Genomic DNA, 14,837 nt, shown 5'->3' on the forward strand with positions numbered 1-14,837 from the left:
TATGACAGCAAATAATCCATATCAAGCGTATCAACAAGGAGCTGTTCAGACTGCTTCTCCAGGAGAGTTAACGCTTATGCTGTATAACGGATGTTTGAAATTTATCAAACTTGCACGAACAGGCATACAGGAAAGAAATATTGAGCTAAAAAATACAAATCTGTTAAAAGCTCAAAGTATTATTCAGGAATTAATGATTACACTTGATATAAATGTGCAAGTCGCTAAGTCTATGATGGCTATGTACGACTACATTAACCAGTGTTTAATTGAAGCTAATACAAAAAATGATACAGCAAGTTTGGATGAAGCTGAACAATATGTAACTGAATTCCGCGATACATGGAAGCAAGTTGTGCAGCTCCATCGCCAGCAAGTCCATGGAAGCGGGGGGCAAGCATAAATATGATAAGCGAACTGTATCAGCTAACTGATGAGATTTATCGGCTTACTCAAACATTTTCAGATAAAAACCGAGAAGAAAACATTAAAAAGTTAGAGTATCTTCTATTAAAAAGGCACGATATTATAGAGAAGCTGCCGCCAAAAAGTAGAGATCATGACTGGATGGGTAAGAAAATTGTCGAAATGAATAAGGTGATTGATCAAAAGCTGATTTTAATTCGACATCAAATCGTGGTTGATCTCCGTTTGCTAAAAACGAAAAAAAAGCATAATAACAGCTATGTAAACCCTTACGAAACGAAATCGTTTGATGGGATGTTTTACGATAAAAAAAATTAATTCGGCGTAAAAAAATACAACCCTTCTTCTTATGAAGAAGGTCTATTTTTTTGGTTTTTTCATAAACTTTTCTCAGGTTCCAAAAATTTTCACTAAATTTTCAAAAAATTTTAATAGTTTAGGAAGGGATTGTGTCGGGTATTGTAGAATTGTAGAGGTATAGCAATGGATTAAAGGAGGAGTTCGAACATGATGTATAACATTCGTGGTGAAAACATTGAGGTGACTCCAGCAATTAGGGAATACGTAGAGAAAAAGCTTGGTAAGTTAGAGCGTTATTTCGACGAAACACCAACTGCTGACGTAAATGTAAACTTAAAAGTCTACAATAACGATCAAAAAATAGAAGTCACAATTCCAATGAATGATCTCGTATTGAGAGCTGAAGAGACACACAGTGATTTATACGCAGCTGTCGATCTTGTCCTAGATAAATTAGAGCGTCAAATTCGTAAGCATAAAACAAAAGTGAATCGAAAAATGCGTGAAAAAGGTGCTGAGAAGTATCTGTTCGCTGCATTAGAAAGCGAAGCGAACGTAGCCGTTGCAACTGAAGAAGATGAACTGGAGCTAGTTCGTACAAAACGATTTAACTTAAAACCAATGGATAGCGAAGAGGCTATTTTGCAGATGAATATGTTAGGACATAGTTTCTTTGTATTTACAAACGCTGAGACAAACATTACAAACGTTGTGTATCGAAGAAAAGATGGAAGATATGGATTGATTGAACCAAACTAAAGGTTATATGCTCTTTCAAATAAGAGCTATAAAAATAAAAGCAGCGTGCTTTCGCACGCTGCTTTTTTAACTGTTTAAAAAAATAGTTCCATGACTACATAGCGCGTAGAAGATTTGGTGAATGCACGCGTTGTTTCTCTCATGTTGAACGTCTGATAAAAAGGAACTTTGTTTTCTCGCGCGTTACACCAGATCTTTCGTACCCCAAGGCTCTTAGCTTTAAGAAAGACCTCTTCTAGTAGATGACTGCCATATCCTTTTCCTTGTTCTTCTTGGAGAGTAGCAAATTTCCGAAACTGAGCTTCATCATTTTTTATAAATAAGGAAACAACCGATTTTAACTCTCCTTCTTCAAACAATCCATAGTGCATGCCTGATGCATCATCTTTCAGCTGAATATACTTAAAATCTTTATCAGGCCACATGACGATATGTCGGACTTGCCAAGCTTGTTCTTTTGTAATAGATTGAACGTTCATTCTACATTCCCCTTTTTTATTGTAAGAGTTAAATAGGAGAAATCACAATGGAAAATAGTTCATTAATAAAGTAGTGCGAGTGAAGAGACAGATGAAAAAGGGTACAAGTTGCTACTTGTTTAGCTGCAATGTTACAATTTTACTCAGAATGTTTTATAATGAAAGATACAGATATGAATGAAAATAGTATGAAATGTACTGATTATAAATAGAGGAGCGTTTTAATATGCTTGGATTATTTAAAAAAGTGTTTGACGGCAATCAGCGCCAAATCGGCCGTTTAGAAAAAATGGCGGACCAAATTGATGCGTTAGGTCCTGAAATAGCGTCTTTTACGGACGATCAGCTTCGTGAAAAAACAGCTGAATTTCAACAACGCTACCAAAATGGCGAATCGCTCGATAATCTATTAGATGAAGCTTTTGCGGTTGTACGTGAAGCAGCGAAACGTGTGTTAGGCATGTATCCGTACAAAGTTCAGCTAATGGGGGGTATTTCTCTGCACGAAGGGAATATCTCAGAAATGAAAACTGGTGAAGGTAAAACGTTGACAGCTACCATGCCTGTATACTTAAATGCCATTACAGGAAAAGGCGTACATGTAGTAACAGTCAATGAATACTTAGCAAGCCGTGATGCTAGTGAAATGGGTCGCTTATACGAATTCCTAGGCTTGAAAGTAGGGTTAAATTTAAACAATTTAACGCGTGAAGAAAAGCAAGAAGCATATGCAGCAGATATTACGTATAGTACAAATAACGAACTAGGGTTTGACTATTTACGTGATAACATGGTGCTTTACAAAGAACAAATGGTTCAACGTCCACTTCATTTTGCCGTAATCGATGAAGTTGACTCTATCTTAATTGATGAAGCACGTACGCCGCTTATTATATCCGGCAGCGCACAGAAATCAACTGCGCTTTATATTCAGGCTAATGCATTCGTTCGGACGCTTGATAAAGAAACTGATTTTACTTTTGATATCAAGACAAAAAGTGTTCAGTTAACTGAAGAAGGTATGTCAAAAGCAGAGCGTGCATTTGGCATTGAAAACTTATTTGATATTTCACATGTAGCGCTAAACCATCACATCAACCAAGCGCTTAAAGCACATGTAACGATGCAAAATGATGTGGACTATGTAATTGATGAAGATCAAGTCGTAATCGTTGACCAATTTACTGGTCGTTTAATGAAAGGAAGACGTTTTAGCGACGGCTTGCATCAAGCAATCGAAGCTAAAGAGAACGTCGAGATTCAAAATGAAAGCATGACGTTAGCTACGATTACATTCCAAAACTACTTCCGTATGTATGAAAAACTATCAGGTATGACGGGTACAGCTAAAACGGAAGAAGAAGAATTCCGGAATATTTACAATATGCATGTTGTTGTTATTCCAACAAACAAGCCAATCTCACGTGATGATAAAGCGGATTTAATTTATAAGTCAATGGAAGGCAAGTTTAATGCGGTAGTAGAAGATATTGCCGAGCGCCATGCAAAAGGACAGCCTGTTCTTGTTGGTACAGTTGCGATTGAAACATCTGAAATTTTATCAGCTTTGTTAAAGAAAAAAGGCATTCGCCATCACGTGTTAAATGCAAAACAGCATGAGCGTGAAGCGGATATTATTGAAAATGCGGGTCACAAAGGTGCGGTAACAATCGCAACAAATATGGCCGGTCGTGGTACGGATATTAAACTAGGTGAAGGTGTCATTGAAGCTGGAGGTCTTGCTGTAATTGGTACAGAGCGTCATGAATCACGCCGTATTGATAATCAGCTCCGCGGGCGTGCCGGACGTCAGGGAGACCCAGGGGTATCTCAATTCTATCTATCCATGGAAGATGAATTAATGCGCCGATTTGGTTCAGATAATATGATGGCAATGATGGATCGTCTTGGTATGGATGACTCACAGCCAATTCAAAGTAAAATTGTAACAAGAGCTGTTGAATCCGCTCAGAAACGCGTTGAAGGTAATAACTTTGATGCGCGTAAACAATTGCTTCAATATGATGATGTTCTTCGTCAGCAGCGTGAAGTTATTTACAAACAGCGCTTTGAAGTGCTTGATTCAGACAACTTACGTGCTATTGTAGAACGTATGATTGAATCAACGCTACAGCGTGTGGTTGAAGTAAACACACCGCGTGAAGAATTAGAAGAAGAATGGAATTTACAAGCGATTATTGATTACGTAAATGCTAATGTTCTTGAGGAAGGGGAAGTCACAGAAGAAGACCTTCGCCGCAAAGAGCCTGAAGAAATGGTAGAACTGCTGGTAGATCATGCGAAAGCTCGCTATAATGAAAAAGAAGCTCAGCTCCCTGAAGAACAAATGCGTGAATTTGAAAAAGTTGTTGTTCTGAGAGCAGTTGATTCTAAATGGATGGATCATATCGATACGATGGATCAGCTTCGCCAAGGTATTCACCTTCGTGCATATGGCCAAACAGATCCTCTTCGCGAATATCAAATGGAAGGTTTTGCGATGTTTGAAAATATGATTGCAACCATTGAAGAAGAAGTAACGAAGTATATCATGAAAGCAGAAATTAACAACAATCTTGAGCGTCAAGAAGTAGCGCAAGGTCAGGCGGCTGTTCATCCGAAAGAAGGAGACGCGCCGGCTAAGAAGAAACCAAAAGTAAATGCGATAGAAGTTGGCCGAAATGATCCTTGTATCTGCGGAAGTGGCAAAAAGTATAAAAACTGCTGCGGTAAAGAATCATAAAATAAGAGTCAATTAGTATAGAATGAACTAGTACAGGAAGGAAATGAGTCTTCTCATTTCCTTCCTGTGCGTCAAAAATAAAATAGAGGTGTTTAACTCATGGATTTAGTAGAAATTAAGCAAGAACTTGACAAAACAGCTAAGCGATTAGCGGACTTTAGGGGGTCTCTTTGACCTCGATACAAAACAAGCTCGTATCGATGAATTAGATGAGACTATGGCTGATCCAAATTTTTGGAATGACCAGCAGGCAGCTCAGACTGTTATTAATGAAGCGAATGGTTTAAAAGATGCCGTAAATCAATTTAACCACTTGGATGAAACATACGAAAATTTACAAGTATCGTATGAACTTGTAAAAGAAGAATACGATGAAGATTTAGCAGAAGAACTAGTTGGTGAATTAAAAGAGCTTATTTCAGGTATGAATGACTTTGAATTACAGCTGCTTTTAAGCGAGCCATATGATAAAAATAACGCCATTTTAGAACTGCACCCAGGCGCTGGTGGAACAGAGTCACAGGACTGGGGTTCAATGTTACTACGTATGTATACGCGCTGGGCTGAGAAAAAAGGTTTCAAGGTAGAAACACTTGATTACTTACCTGGAGATGAAGCAGGTATTAAAAGTGTAACGCTTTTAATTAAAGGACATAATGCGTACGGTTATTTAAAAGCTGAAAAAGGCGTTCATCGCCTCGTTCGTATTTCTCCGTTTGATTCATCAGGCCGTCGTCATACGTCATTTGTATCGTGTGATATTATGCCAGAATTTAATGATGAAATTTCAATTGATATTCGTACGGAAGATTTGAAAGTTGATACGTATCGTGCAAGCGGTGCCGGAGGTCAGCATATCAATACAACAGATTCAGCTGTTCGTATTACTCACCTTCCAACTAACGTAGTCGTATCTTGTCAGACGGAACGTTCACAAATTAAAAACCGTGAGCAAGCAATGAAGATGCTAAAATCTAAGTTGTATCAATTAGAAATTGAAAAGCAGCAAGAGCAGCTAGCTGAAATTCGCGGAGAACAAAAAGATATTGGATGGGGAAGTCAAATTCGTTCTTACGTATTCCATCCGTATTCATTAGTAAAAGATCACCGTACAAACACGGAAGTCGGAAATACACAAAGCGTAATGGATGGAGATCTAGATCCGTTTATCGATGCATATTTACGTTCTCATATTTAATCAAAAAGCAGCATACCTTGGTATGCTGCTTTTTTAGTTGTTAGAACTTTGTAAAATTTGGATAAAGAAAATTGAGTTTAAAGAACTATTTTTAGATAGAAAATTAAGAAAATGGAGAAATTTAAAAGGCGCTGTCGTAAGGACTCTTATTTTGTCAATGAAATAAAATGGTTAAAAATACCTGATTCACAGTAGGTTTCTCTTTACAATCCTTTATACCTCTTTTACAAACAGCTTGTATAATTTGAGCTAAATCAAGAGGGAGGGGCATATCCAGTGGAAAATAAATTGTTAAATGAATTAATAGAACAAGTAAAACAGAATAGTTTTTCTTCGAGTAAGGGGTTTGATAGACGGCGTTTTTTACAAGGAGCTGGAAAAGTAGCGGGATTATCTCTTGGCTTAACAATTGCTCAATCTATAGGTTTAAATACAGTAGATGTTTCCGCTGCAGCGCCTAAATTTTCAAATTATCCGTTCACTCTAGGCGTCGCATCAGGAGATCCTTTAGCAGATAGCATCGTCCTTTGGACAAGATTAGCGCCGGACCCTTTAAATGGCGGAGGGATGCCTAATCAACCCGTACCGGTAAAGTGGGAGCTTGCTGCAGATGAAGACTTTCATCGAATTGTCAAAAGAGGAACAGAAATGGCTAGACCTGAACTTGCTCATTCTGTTCACGTTGACGTAAAAGGATTAAAGCCAAGCCATATTTATTATTATCGATTTAAAAGCGGTCATGAGTTAAGCCCAGTTGGAAAAACCAAAACGCTTCCTTCAGCAAATGTAGAAGTAGACAGAATGACGTTTGCGTTCGCTTCGTGTCAACAGTATGAACATGGTTATTTCACAGCCTATGAGCATATGGTTAAGGAACAATTGGATTTTGTAGTGCATTTGGGCGATTACATCTATGAATATGGGCCAAATGAGTATGTGGCTGCAAGTGGAAACGTTCGTACTCACAGCAGCGCAGAAATTCAAACGCTTCAAGATTATCGAAACAGGCATGCCCAGTACAGGTCAGATGCTAATTTGAAGTCTGCTCATGCTGCTTTTCCATGGGTTGTGACGTGGGATGATCATGAAGTAGAAAACAATTATGCAAATGTAATTCCTGAAAAAGGCCAATCAGTAGAAGCATTTATTCAACGCCGCGCCGCAGCTTATCAAGCTTATTACGAACATATGCCTTTGCGTCAAACATCTTTGCCTCACGGAACGGATATGAGATTATATCGTGATTTCTCATATGGGAAACTAGCTTCCTTTCAAGTGTTGGATACGCGTCAATACAGAGATGATCAAGCAAACGGAGACGGAACAAAGCCGCAAACTCCAGAATCTCTTGATCCTAAACGTACGCTATTGGGGAGTGAACAAGAAAAATGGCTTTTTACTAATCTTGAAAAGTCAGTATGTCATTGGAACGTATTAGCTCAACAAATTTTCTTTGCACCAAGAAAATTTGGAACGGAAGCTAAGCCTACATACAGCATGGATGCATGGGATGGTTATACGGCGAATCGTCAGCGTGTTATTGATTTTATTGAAAAGAAAAAATTGGACAACATCATCGTACTAACTGGAGACGTACACGCTAACTGGGCTTCTAATTTATACACGGATTTTGTCAATCTTAATTCAAGAATTATTGGTGCAGAGTTCGTCGGCACCTCTATCACTTCTGGAGGGAACGGAGCAGATAAACGAGCTGATACGGATAAAATTTTAAGCCAAAACCCGCATCTCACATTCTTTAATGATTACAGAGGATATGTAAGGTGTACGGTAACTCCTGATTTATGGCAAGCTGATTATCGCGTTGTGCCTTTTGTAACGGAGCCCGGTGCGGAAATTTCAACTCGAGCTTCTTTTCAATATAAAAAAGATGGTAAAGGTATGACGGAAGTTGAAGTGAATAACGTACCGCGTGGATTAAAGATTTCTAAAGAAGTAGAAGAAGATCGTGTGAGGGCACACGGGAGAGCACATGAAAAACAAGAGTTGAAGAAGAAGGGAAAGGTAGAGCAGTAAAAATCTAAGTAAAAGAAAGGGGGACAAGTATGTTTTCCAATATTGGAATTCCTGGTTTGGTTATTATTTTAGTCATTGCGTTAATTATTTTTGGACCGTCTAAGCTGCCGGAAGTTGGACGAGCTTTTGGACGAACGCTAACGGAATTTAAAGGAGCTGCAAAAGGGCTCGTATCAGATGATGAAAGTGTCAAAGAAAAGCAGGCAGCAACTGTTTCTGAACAAAAAGAGAATAAATCAACCCTGTAAGTAAAGAAGTAGACGAGGAAACTCGTCTATTTCTACTTGTCAGAAAGGAGAAATAGACGATGGGAGAAATGAGTTTGATGGAGCATCTTGAAGAATTGCGGATTCGTATTATTAAAACGCTTTGCGCATTTATAGTTTTACTTATTTTTAGCTTTATATTTGTACAAGATATTTATCAGTGGCTAGTGAAAGATTTGGACGGCAAGCTTGCTGTACTTGGACCAAGTGAAATCGTATGGATTTATATGGTGATTGCATTCGTTTTTGCACTTGCTTTTATGCTTCCAGTAGCTGCATATCAAGTATTTCGCTTTGTTTCACCGGGATTAAAAAAGGAAGAATATAAGGTTATGATTACCTTCATTCCACTCTTTTTTTTCTTGTTTGTAAGCGGATTGGGATTCGGTTATTTTGTTTTATTTCCAATGGTTTTAGCGTTTTTAACAGGCCTGTCGAATGACCAGTTTTCCCTGATGTTTACGGCTGAGCATTATTTTCGTTTTATGCTTAATTTGTGTTTGCCATTTGGTTTTTTATTTGAAATGCCTTTAGTTGTCTTATTTTTAACGCGCTTAGGGGTTCTAAATCCATTAAGATTAGCTAAAGCAAGGAAGCTATCTTATTTTGCTTTAATTGTGATATCCGTACTTATTACTCCTCCTGACTTTATTTCGGATATTTTAGTAATTGTTCCGCTTCTTCTTTTATACGAGCTCAGTGTGACAATTTCACGCGTAGTATACAAAAAACGTTTAGGGAACGAAGCGATTGCATAATAATACCTATAAATGTGATAAGAGAATTCATGAAATTGAAACAAAGTCCTTGTAAACAGAGTGTTTTAAACATTCTGGAGTAGGTTATAATAGAGTGAAAACTCTACAGCAAGGGGGAGAGAAGGCTTGAAAAAAATATTACTGACGTTAACAATCGGTCTAGCGCTTGTTTTGTCTGCATGCGGAGGAGAAACTTCTAAAAATGAATCTGCTGGTAGTGAATCTTCAGCGAGTGCAGAAGATATTGTGAAGAAAAACTGTACAGGCTGTCACGGAGTAGATTTAGGAGGAGCGAATGGACCGAGCTTGCAAAAGGTAGGCAGCGAACACTCAGAAGCTGAAATTGAAAACATTATTAACGATGGTCAAGGCGGTATGCCGAAAGCACTAATTAATGAGGAAGATGCTAAAAAAGTTGCTGCTTGGTTAGCAAAGAAAAAATAAGACGGATATCCGTCTTATTTTTGTGTTAAAGCTGTTTTAATTCTTGGTTTAAGATAATAGCTTGCTGTTGAGCATTGGTATCTTTAGCTATGTCGCCAGGTGCATTTGCTTCTCCAATAATGTATCAGTTAAAGGAAGCACCAATAAAATCGACAATGTATTGAAATTGCATAATAAGAGGAAGGGCTTTTACAGATGCGCCTGTGCCTCCCACTACTAATACATAAACGCGCTTATTTTTCATTTGTTCTTTAAAATTAATTGTTGAATCTCTGAGACTTTCAGACCAACGATCCACAAAGTTCTTCATCAATCCGCTCATACCGTACCAGTAGAGAGGTGTAACAAATAGAATAGTGTCGTGGGATGTCATTTCTTTCGCTATATCATAATAATCATCTTGTTGATTAGTAAATCCATGTTCATCGTGACGCATATCAGTAATAGGATGAATGGTATGCTGACGTAAGTAAACCTCTTCAGTATTGATGCCTTTTAAGACTGCTTTAGCTAATTCTTCTGTATTTCCGTTTTCCCGTGAACTTCCATAAATGGTGATCATGTTATCTCTCCTCATCTTTTTTCTTGTTTATCATACCTTGTTTGTACAAAAGTAGATATGAAGGTGCTCTGTCTAACGATACTCGTAAGAAACAAATGGGTAGCAAAAAATAACAAAATAAAAATAAGGATAAATTCTCATCCCTTGCTAAAAATATCCTACTTTTGTCATATTTGAAATAAAAATGTAATATTTTTGGGGCTTATTTTCACGAAGAGTGATGTTATAATGAGAAAGCGCATGAGAAGAGTCGAATTTTTGGTTTGGATTGTAGAGTTTTGTCGTATTTTGACAAGTTTTACATAGTATTAAAATAACACACTTGATTAGGTGATTACTTATGATTGAAATGCAAAATGTATATAAAACATATCCGAACGGTGTAAAAGCAATCAATGGCATTAGCATCAAGATTAATCAAGGTGAGTTTGCTTATATCGTAGGACCAAGTGGAGCAGGAAAGTCCACTTTTATTAAAATGATGTACCGTGAAGAAAAGCCTTCTTCAGGTAATATCATTGTAAACGGTGCAAATGTAGCAAAAATAAAAGATAGCAAAGTTCCTATCTTTAGACGTCATATCGGTGTAGTCTTTCAAGATTTCAAGCTGCTTCCAAAATTAACGGTCTATGAAAATATTGCTTTTGCACTAGAAGTAATTGAGCAAAGTCCCGAAGAAATTAAAAAGCGAGTGCTAGAGGTACTAGAGCTTGTTAAGTTAAAGGGTAAAATGGATTCTTTTCCTGATGAACTATCAGGAGGAGAGCAACAGCGTGTGTCTATCGCGCGTTCGATTGTGAATAGTCCTAAGGTTGTCATCGCCGACGAACCGACAGGGAATCTTGATCCGGAAACTTCATGGGAAATTATGGATATCTTTGAGGAGATTAATAAACGCGGCACGACTATTTTAATGGCAACACATAACCGTGAAATTGTAAATACAATTCGAAAGCGCGTAATTGCGATTGAAAATGGAAATGTTGTACGCGATGAAGTAAGAGGTGAATACGGATATGAAGGCTAGAACATTCGGTCGCCACTTACGTGAAGGGTCTAAAAGTTTAGGAAGAAACGGCTGGATGACATTCGCATCTGCAAGTGCGGTTACCGTGACGCTCTTACTTGTAGGCGTATTTTTTATGTTAATGATGAATTTAAATCATATTGCTAAATTGATTGAAAATGATGTAGAAATTCGCGTTCACGTTGACGCTGCAGCGACAGCAGATGACCGAAAAGCTATGAAGGAAAAGCTAGATGCAATTAAGCAAGTTGATACGGTGACGTTTTCTTCTAAAGATAAAGAGTTAAAAGATTTAATTAATAGTATGGGTGATGAAGGACAGGCATTTGAACCGTTTGAACAACAAAATCCATTAAATGATGTATTTGTTGTTAAAACAAAAGAGCCGACTGATGTCGCAAAAGTAGCTGAACAAATTGAGAAATATCCGTATGCGGCAAAAGTTCAGTACGGACAAGATCAAGTTGAAAAGTTATTTAAAGTGTTGAAAGTAGCTCGTAACATCGGGGTAGTACTGATCTTAGGGCTTCTATTTACAGCGATGTTCCTCATTTCAAATACTATTAAAATTACGATTGTAGCTCGCCGTGAAGAGATTGAAATTATGCGCTTAGTGGGAGCCACAAACTCCTTTATTCGTTGGCCGTTCTTTATTGAAGGTCTGTTTTTAGGGGTGCTTGGTTCTATTGTGCCAATCGCTGTTATTATCGGCGTGTACAGTGTTTTATATAATGAAGTTCAACCTAGGTTTGATGGATTCTTTGAACTTTTACCAGCATTTCCATTCGTGCTTCAAGTATCGCTATTGTTACTAGTAATCGGTGGTCTAATTGGGATGTGGGGAAGTACACTATCCATCCGTAAATTCTTACGAAAATAAGAATAGATTTTTAACATAATAGATTACAACAACCTCACATTTGATGTTTATCAAATGTGAGGTTGTTGTGTAATTACACATAAAAATAGAAAAAAGTGCTAATGGGGATCTTGCTAATGCCCATTTTATACAGGGAAATATGTGCAAATGGGGAGAAATAAATGACACGTAAGACATTAGTAATGACAGCAGCAGTTTTAGTAGGACTAAGTGCAGCTTGGACAAGCAATGAAAAAATTGCTTATGCAGAAAATGCTAGCACTACTAAACTCAGTGATTTAGAGAAAAAAAGTAATGATGTGAACCGAGATATTAATCAAAATAAAGAGAAATTAAAAGAAGTTCAAGAAAAACAAAAGAGTGAAGAAGCTGAGATTACGCGCCTGGATTCGGAAGTCGGACAAACGAATGCAGACATCCACAGTCGTGAAGCTGAAGTAGAACAAGCAAAGCGAGACATCGAAAAGCTTAAAAACGAGATTAACGTTGTAAAAAAAAGGATTGAAAAACGAAATGAGCTATTAAAAAAACGTGCTCGTGCTTTACAAGAAAACGGTGGGTCTGTGGATTACATAGATGTACTGCTAGGCTCTGAAAGTTTCGGAGACTTTATTAGCAGAATGAGTGCGGTGTCGACAATTGTAGGAGCTGACCGCGACTTGTTAATGCAGCATGAAGCGGATAAACAGGCAAAAGAATTGAAAGAAACGAAAGTGCAAAACAAGTTAACTGAAGTAAATCAAGCGCTTGAAGAGCTTAAAAACCTTCGCGCGAAGCTGCAAAAACAAGTAGGCGAAAAGAATAAGCTCATGCAGACGCTCAGAGATCAGGACAAAGAATTTAATGAAGAAGCCGGGACAGCAGAGGAGATACCTACTGTCACAAGCGGTTCGTTTATGAGGCCGGCAAAAGGCCCGGTAACGTCTCATTTTGGCTATCGAGAAACGTTTGGAAGAGGACATTACGGTATTGATATTGGAAAGCGAGGAGAAAGTGTTCCAATTGTAGCCGCAGCAAGCGGAAAAGTAATTAGAGCATATCAATCTTCTTCTTTTGGTAATGCCGTATTTATTCGTCATAATGTAGACGGTCAGACTTGGGTTACAGTTTATGCTCATTTAGAGAGCTACAGCGTCTCGAGTGGTCAATCTATTAACAAAGGTCAACAATTAGGTTATATAGGAAACACAGGGCATTCATTCGGTGCTCACCTGCATTTTGAATTGCATAAAGGCGATTGGAAAGGCAAAAGCTCTGCTGTAAACCCTGAAAGTTATATTAAATTTTAAGTTCCTAGCATACGTGGTACAAGCTCAACATATAGTTTAACAAAAAGGCATCGCACTTGATTTGTGTGGTGCCTTTTGCTACAAATAACACATGCATCCTTTTTATTACATAGTTTTGATTGTATCCATTATAATAAGAAGAGATGGCTTAAGGTTGAGGAGGATGAAAGAACTTGAATCGGAAAATCGTTGCACTATTAATGGCACTCTCCTTAGTTGTTGGAGCAGCAGGTACATATTTTGGCATTCAGTATGCAAATGCTGGAACGGTCAGTACGCCCCTTACAACTTCTTCAAATGATAGTAAAGTGGAAAAGGAAGAGCTAGACAAAATCAAGCAAGCTTATGAACTGATATCTTCAAAATATTACAAAGATGTAGATGACAGAAAGTTATTAGATGGTGCAATCCAAGGAATGGTACAAACCTTAGGGGACCCTCACTCATCTTACATGGATAAGAAAACGGCACAGCAATTCACGCAGTCTCTTGATTCATCGTTCGAGGGAATTGGCGCTGAAGTGAGCATGGTAGATGGAAAAGTAACAATTGTATCTCCATTTAAACAATCTCCTGCGGAAAAAGCAGGCTTAAAACCAAATGATCAAATTTTAAAGATTGACGGTAAAAGTATCGCAGGTCTTGAATTAAATGAAGCTGTATTAAAAATTCGCGGTAAAAAAGGCTCTACCGTGACATTAGATGTTCAACGACCAGGCGTGAAAGAAACGATGAAAGTGAAAGTTGTAAGAGATGAGATTCCAATTGAAACCGTCTATTCTTCTGTTAAAAATGTAAACAATAAAAAAATTGGTTACATGGAAATTACGTCATTCTCTGAATCAACGGGAGACGAATTTACGAAACAGTTGAAGAAACTTGAAAATAAAAATATTGATGGATTAGTTCTAGACGTTCGTGGAAATCCTGGTGGCTATTTAACGAGCGTTGAAAAAATGCTCGACAAATTAGTAACGGATAAAAAACCATATATTCAAATTGAAGATCGTAACGGAGAACGTCAAAAAGTGGTTTCTTCAATGAAAAAGCAAAAAGATTATCCAATTGTGGCCTTGATTGATGGAGGAAGTGCATCGGCTTCTGAAATTCTTGCCGGGGCATTAAAAGAAGCAGGAGGATACAAGCTAGTAGGTGAAAAATCATATGGAAAAGGAACGGTTCAACAAGCTGTTCCAATGGAAGACGGCAGTAATTTAAAATTGACTTTTTATAAATGGCTAACGCCTGATGGAAACTGGATTAACGAAAAAGGTATAAAACCAACGGTGGAAGTCAAGCAGCCGGATTATTATTATGCAAATCCAATCCAAGTTGATAAAAAGCCATTAATACGTGATACGACAGGTGACCAAGTGAAAAATGCTCAAGTTATGCTAAAAGGCCTTGGCTTTGAACCTGGACGTACAGACGGATATTTTAGTAAAGAGACAGAAACAGCTGTAACAGCATTCCAAAAAGCCAATAAGCAAAAAGCTACAGGTGAAATCGATGAAGATACAGCAGCGCTTTTACAAACAAAACTGTTAGAAAAAATCAAATCAAAAGATGAAGATCGTCAGCTTCAAACAGCTTTAAAGTTAGCTAGTCAATAAGAAATAGAAAAAGTTCCGTGCTTTTCCAAAGCACGGAACTTTTTTAGTAAAAACAA

The 14,837-nt window shown here is 37.8% G+C and carries 14 protein-coding genes and 1 pseudogene; 13 read left to right on the plus strand and 2 right to left on the minus strand.

All coding sequences use genetic code 11. The features are described 5' to 3' along the window. Position 1: 1 nt before the first annotated feature. The 3 genes from fliS (at position 2) to hpf (ending at position 1,485) form a co-directional block, all read left to right on the plus strand. The gene (fliS, locus tag ACLHDF_RS12060; RefSeq protein WP_413919067.1) at positions 2-403 is read left to right on the plus strand and encodes a flagellar export chaperone FliS; all 402 of its coding nucleotides are present in this window, start codon (positions 2-4) and stop codon (positions 401-403) included. Positions 404-405: 2 nt separating this feature from the next. Beyond that, positions 406-744 (plus strand): flagellar assembly protein FliT, encoded by a 339-nt coding sequence (locus tag ACLHDF_RS12065; protein ID WP_413919068.1) that lies wholly within the window; start codon positions 406-408, stop codon positions 742-744. Positions 745-933: 189 nt separating this feature from the next. Further along, a complete protein-coding gene (gene hpf / locus ACLHDF_RS12070) occupies positions 934-1,485 on the plus strand; it encodes a ribosome hibernation-promoting factor, HPF/YfiA family (RefSeq protein ID WP_013059750.1) in 552 nt (183 codons plus the stop codon). Positions 1,486-1,559: 74 nt separating this feature from the next. Here the strand turns inward: hpf and ACLHDF_RS12075 are convergent, their stop codons facing one another. Continuing rightward, complete coding sequence (locus tag ACLHDF_RS12075) at positions 1,560-1,964, minus strand: GNAT family N-acetyltransferase (protein WP_413919069.1); 405 nt, start codon at positions 1,962-1,964, stop codon at positions 1,560-1,562. Positions 1,965-2,190: 226 nt separating this feature from the next. On the opposite strand from ACLHDF_RS12075, the gene secA reads away from it, so the two are divergent. From secA to cccB, 6 genes are all read left to right on the plus strand, one after another. Then, positions 2,191-4,707 (plus strand): preprotein translocase subunit SecA, encoded by a 2,517-nt coding sequence (secA, locus tag ACLHDF_RS12080; RefSeq protein ID WP_413919070.1) that lies wholly within the window; start codon positions 2,191-2,193, stop codon positions 4,705-4,707. Between the two features lie 99 nt (positions 4,708-4,806). Beyond that, positions 4,807-5,905 (plus strand): peptide chain release factor 2 gene (gene prfB / locus ACLHDF_RS12085; protein WP_195781601.1). Its coding sequence is split into 2 segments (ribosomal slippage): positions 4,807-4,869 and positions 4,871-5,905, totalling 1,098 coding nucleotides; the frame shifts between segments, so codons are not numbered across the junction. A gap of 288 nt (positions 5,906-6,193) precedes the next feature. Further along, positions 6,194-7,942: an alkaline phosphatase D family protein gene (locus ACLHDF_RS12090; RefSeq protein WP_413919422.1), complete on the plus strand. Its 1,749-nt coding sequence runs from the start codon at positions 6,194-6,196 to the stop codon at positions 7,940-7,942. A 29-nt stretch (positions 7,943-7,971) separates the two neighbouring features. After that, a complete protein-coding gene (locus tag ACLHDF_RS12095; RefSeq protein ID WP_221778369.1) occupies positions 7,972-8,190 on the plus strand; it encodes a twin-arginine translocase TatA/TatE family subunit in 219 nt (72 codons plus the stop codon). A 59-nt stretch (positions 8,191-8,249) separates the two neighbouring features. Continuing rightward, the gene (tatC, locus tag ACLHDF_RS12100) at positions 8,250-8,966 is read left to right on the plus strand and encodes a twin-arginine translocase subunit TatC (protein ID WP_413919071.1); all 717 of its coding nucleotides are present in this window, start codon (positions 8,250-8,252) and stop codon (positions 8,964-8,966) included. Positions 8,967-9,092: 126 nt separating this feature from the next. After that, positions 9,093-9,410 (plus strand): cytochrome c551, encoded by a 318-nt coding sequence (cccB, locus tag ACLHDF_RS12105; RefSeq protein ID WP_413919072.1) that lies wholly within the window; start codon positions 9,093-9,095, stop codon positions 9,408-9,410. Between the two features lie 25 nt (positions 9,411-9,435). Here the strand turns inward: cccB and ACLHDF_RS12110 are convergent. Beyond that, positions 9,436-9,972, minus strand: a pseudogene (locus ACLHDF_RS12110) (flavodoxin family protein). A gap of 340 nt (positions 9,973-10,312) precedes the next feature. On the opposite strand from ACLHDF_RS12110, the gene ftsE reads away from it, so the two are divergent. From ftsE to ACLHDF_RS12130, 4 genes are all read left to right on the plus strand, one after another. Further along, a complete protein-coding gene (ftsE, locus tag ACLHDF_RS12115) occupies positions 10,313-10,999 on the plus strand; it encodes a cell division ATP-binding protein FtsE (protein ID WP_014457812.1) in 687 nt (228 codons plus the stop codon). Beyond that, entirely contained in the window at positions 10,989-11,879 is an 891-nt protein-coding gene (gene ftsX, locus ACLHDF_RS12120) for a permease-like cell division protein FtsX (protein WP_413919073.1), read from the plus strand. The genes ftsE and ftsX overlap by 11 nt, the downstream gene beginning before the upstream one ends. A 161-nt stretch (positions 11,880-12,040) precedes the next feature. Next, on the plus strand, positions 12,041-13,168 hold the full coding sequence (locus tag ACLHDF_RS12125; protein ID WP_413919074.1) for a murein hydrolase activator EnvC family protein: 1,128 nt from the start codon (positions 12,041-12,043) through the stop codon (positions 13,166-13,168). 173 nt (positions 13,169-13,341) lie between these two features. Further along, positions 13,342-14,781 (plus strand): S41 family peptidase, encoded by a 1,440-nt coding sequence (locus ACLHDF_RS12130; RefSeq protein WP_413919075.1) that lies wholly within the window; start codon positions 13,342-13,344, stop codon positions 14,779-14,781. The last annotated feature ends 56 nt before the right edge of the window (positions 14,782-14,837 follow it).

The sequence above is a fragment of the Priestia megaterium genome (genome assembly GCF_046599315.1).
In the GTDB taxonomy this organism is placed as follows: Bacteria; Bacillota; Bacilli; order Bacillales; family Bacillaceae_H; genus Priestia; species Priestia megaterium_F.

Excerpts from the sequence above, each read along its gene's own strand:
- hpf (WP_013059750.1), top strand. The coding sequence starts at position 934 with ATGATGTATAACATTCGTGGTGAAAACATTGAGGTGACTCCAGCAATT.
- ACLHDF_RS12095 (WP_221778369.1), top strand. The coding sequence starts at position 7,972 with ATGTTTTCCAATATTGGAATTCCTGGTTTGGTTATTATTTTAGTCATT.
- ftsE (WP_014457812.1), top strand. The coding sequence starts at position 10,313 with ATGATTGAAATGCAAAATGTATATAAAACATATCCGAACGGTGTAAAA.
- ACLHDF_RS12075 (WP_413919069.1), bottom strand. The coding sequence starts at position 1,964 with ATGAACGTTCAATCTATTACAAAAGAACAAGCTTGGCAAGTCCGACAT.
- ftsX (WP_413919073.1), top strand. The coding sequence starts at position 10,989 with ATGAAGGCTAGAACATTCGGTCGCCACTTACGTGAAGGGTCTAAAAGT.
- secA (WP_413919070.1), top strand. The coding sequence starts at position 2,191 with ATGCTTGGATTATTTAAAAAAGTGTTTGACGGCAATCAGCGCCAAATC.
- fliS (WP_413919067.1), top strand. The coding sequence starts at position 2 with ATGACAGCAAATAATCCATATCAAGCGTATCAACAAGGAGCTGTTCAG.
- tatC (WP_413919071.1), top strand. The coding sequence starts at position 8,250 with ATGGGAGAAATGAGTTTGATGGAGCATCTTGAAGAATTGCGGATTCGT.
- ACLHDF_RS12125 (WP_413919074.1), top strand. The coding sequence starts at position 12,041 with ATGACACGTAAGACATTAGTAATGACAGCAGCAGTTTTAGTAGGACTA.
- ACLHDF_RS12065 (WP_413919068.1), top strand. The coding sequence starts at position 406 with ATGATAAGCGAACTGTATCAGCTAACTGATGAGATTTATCGGCTTACT.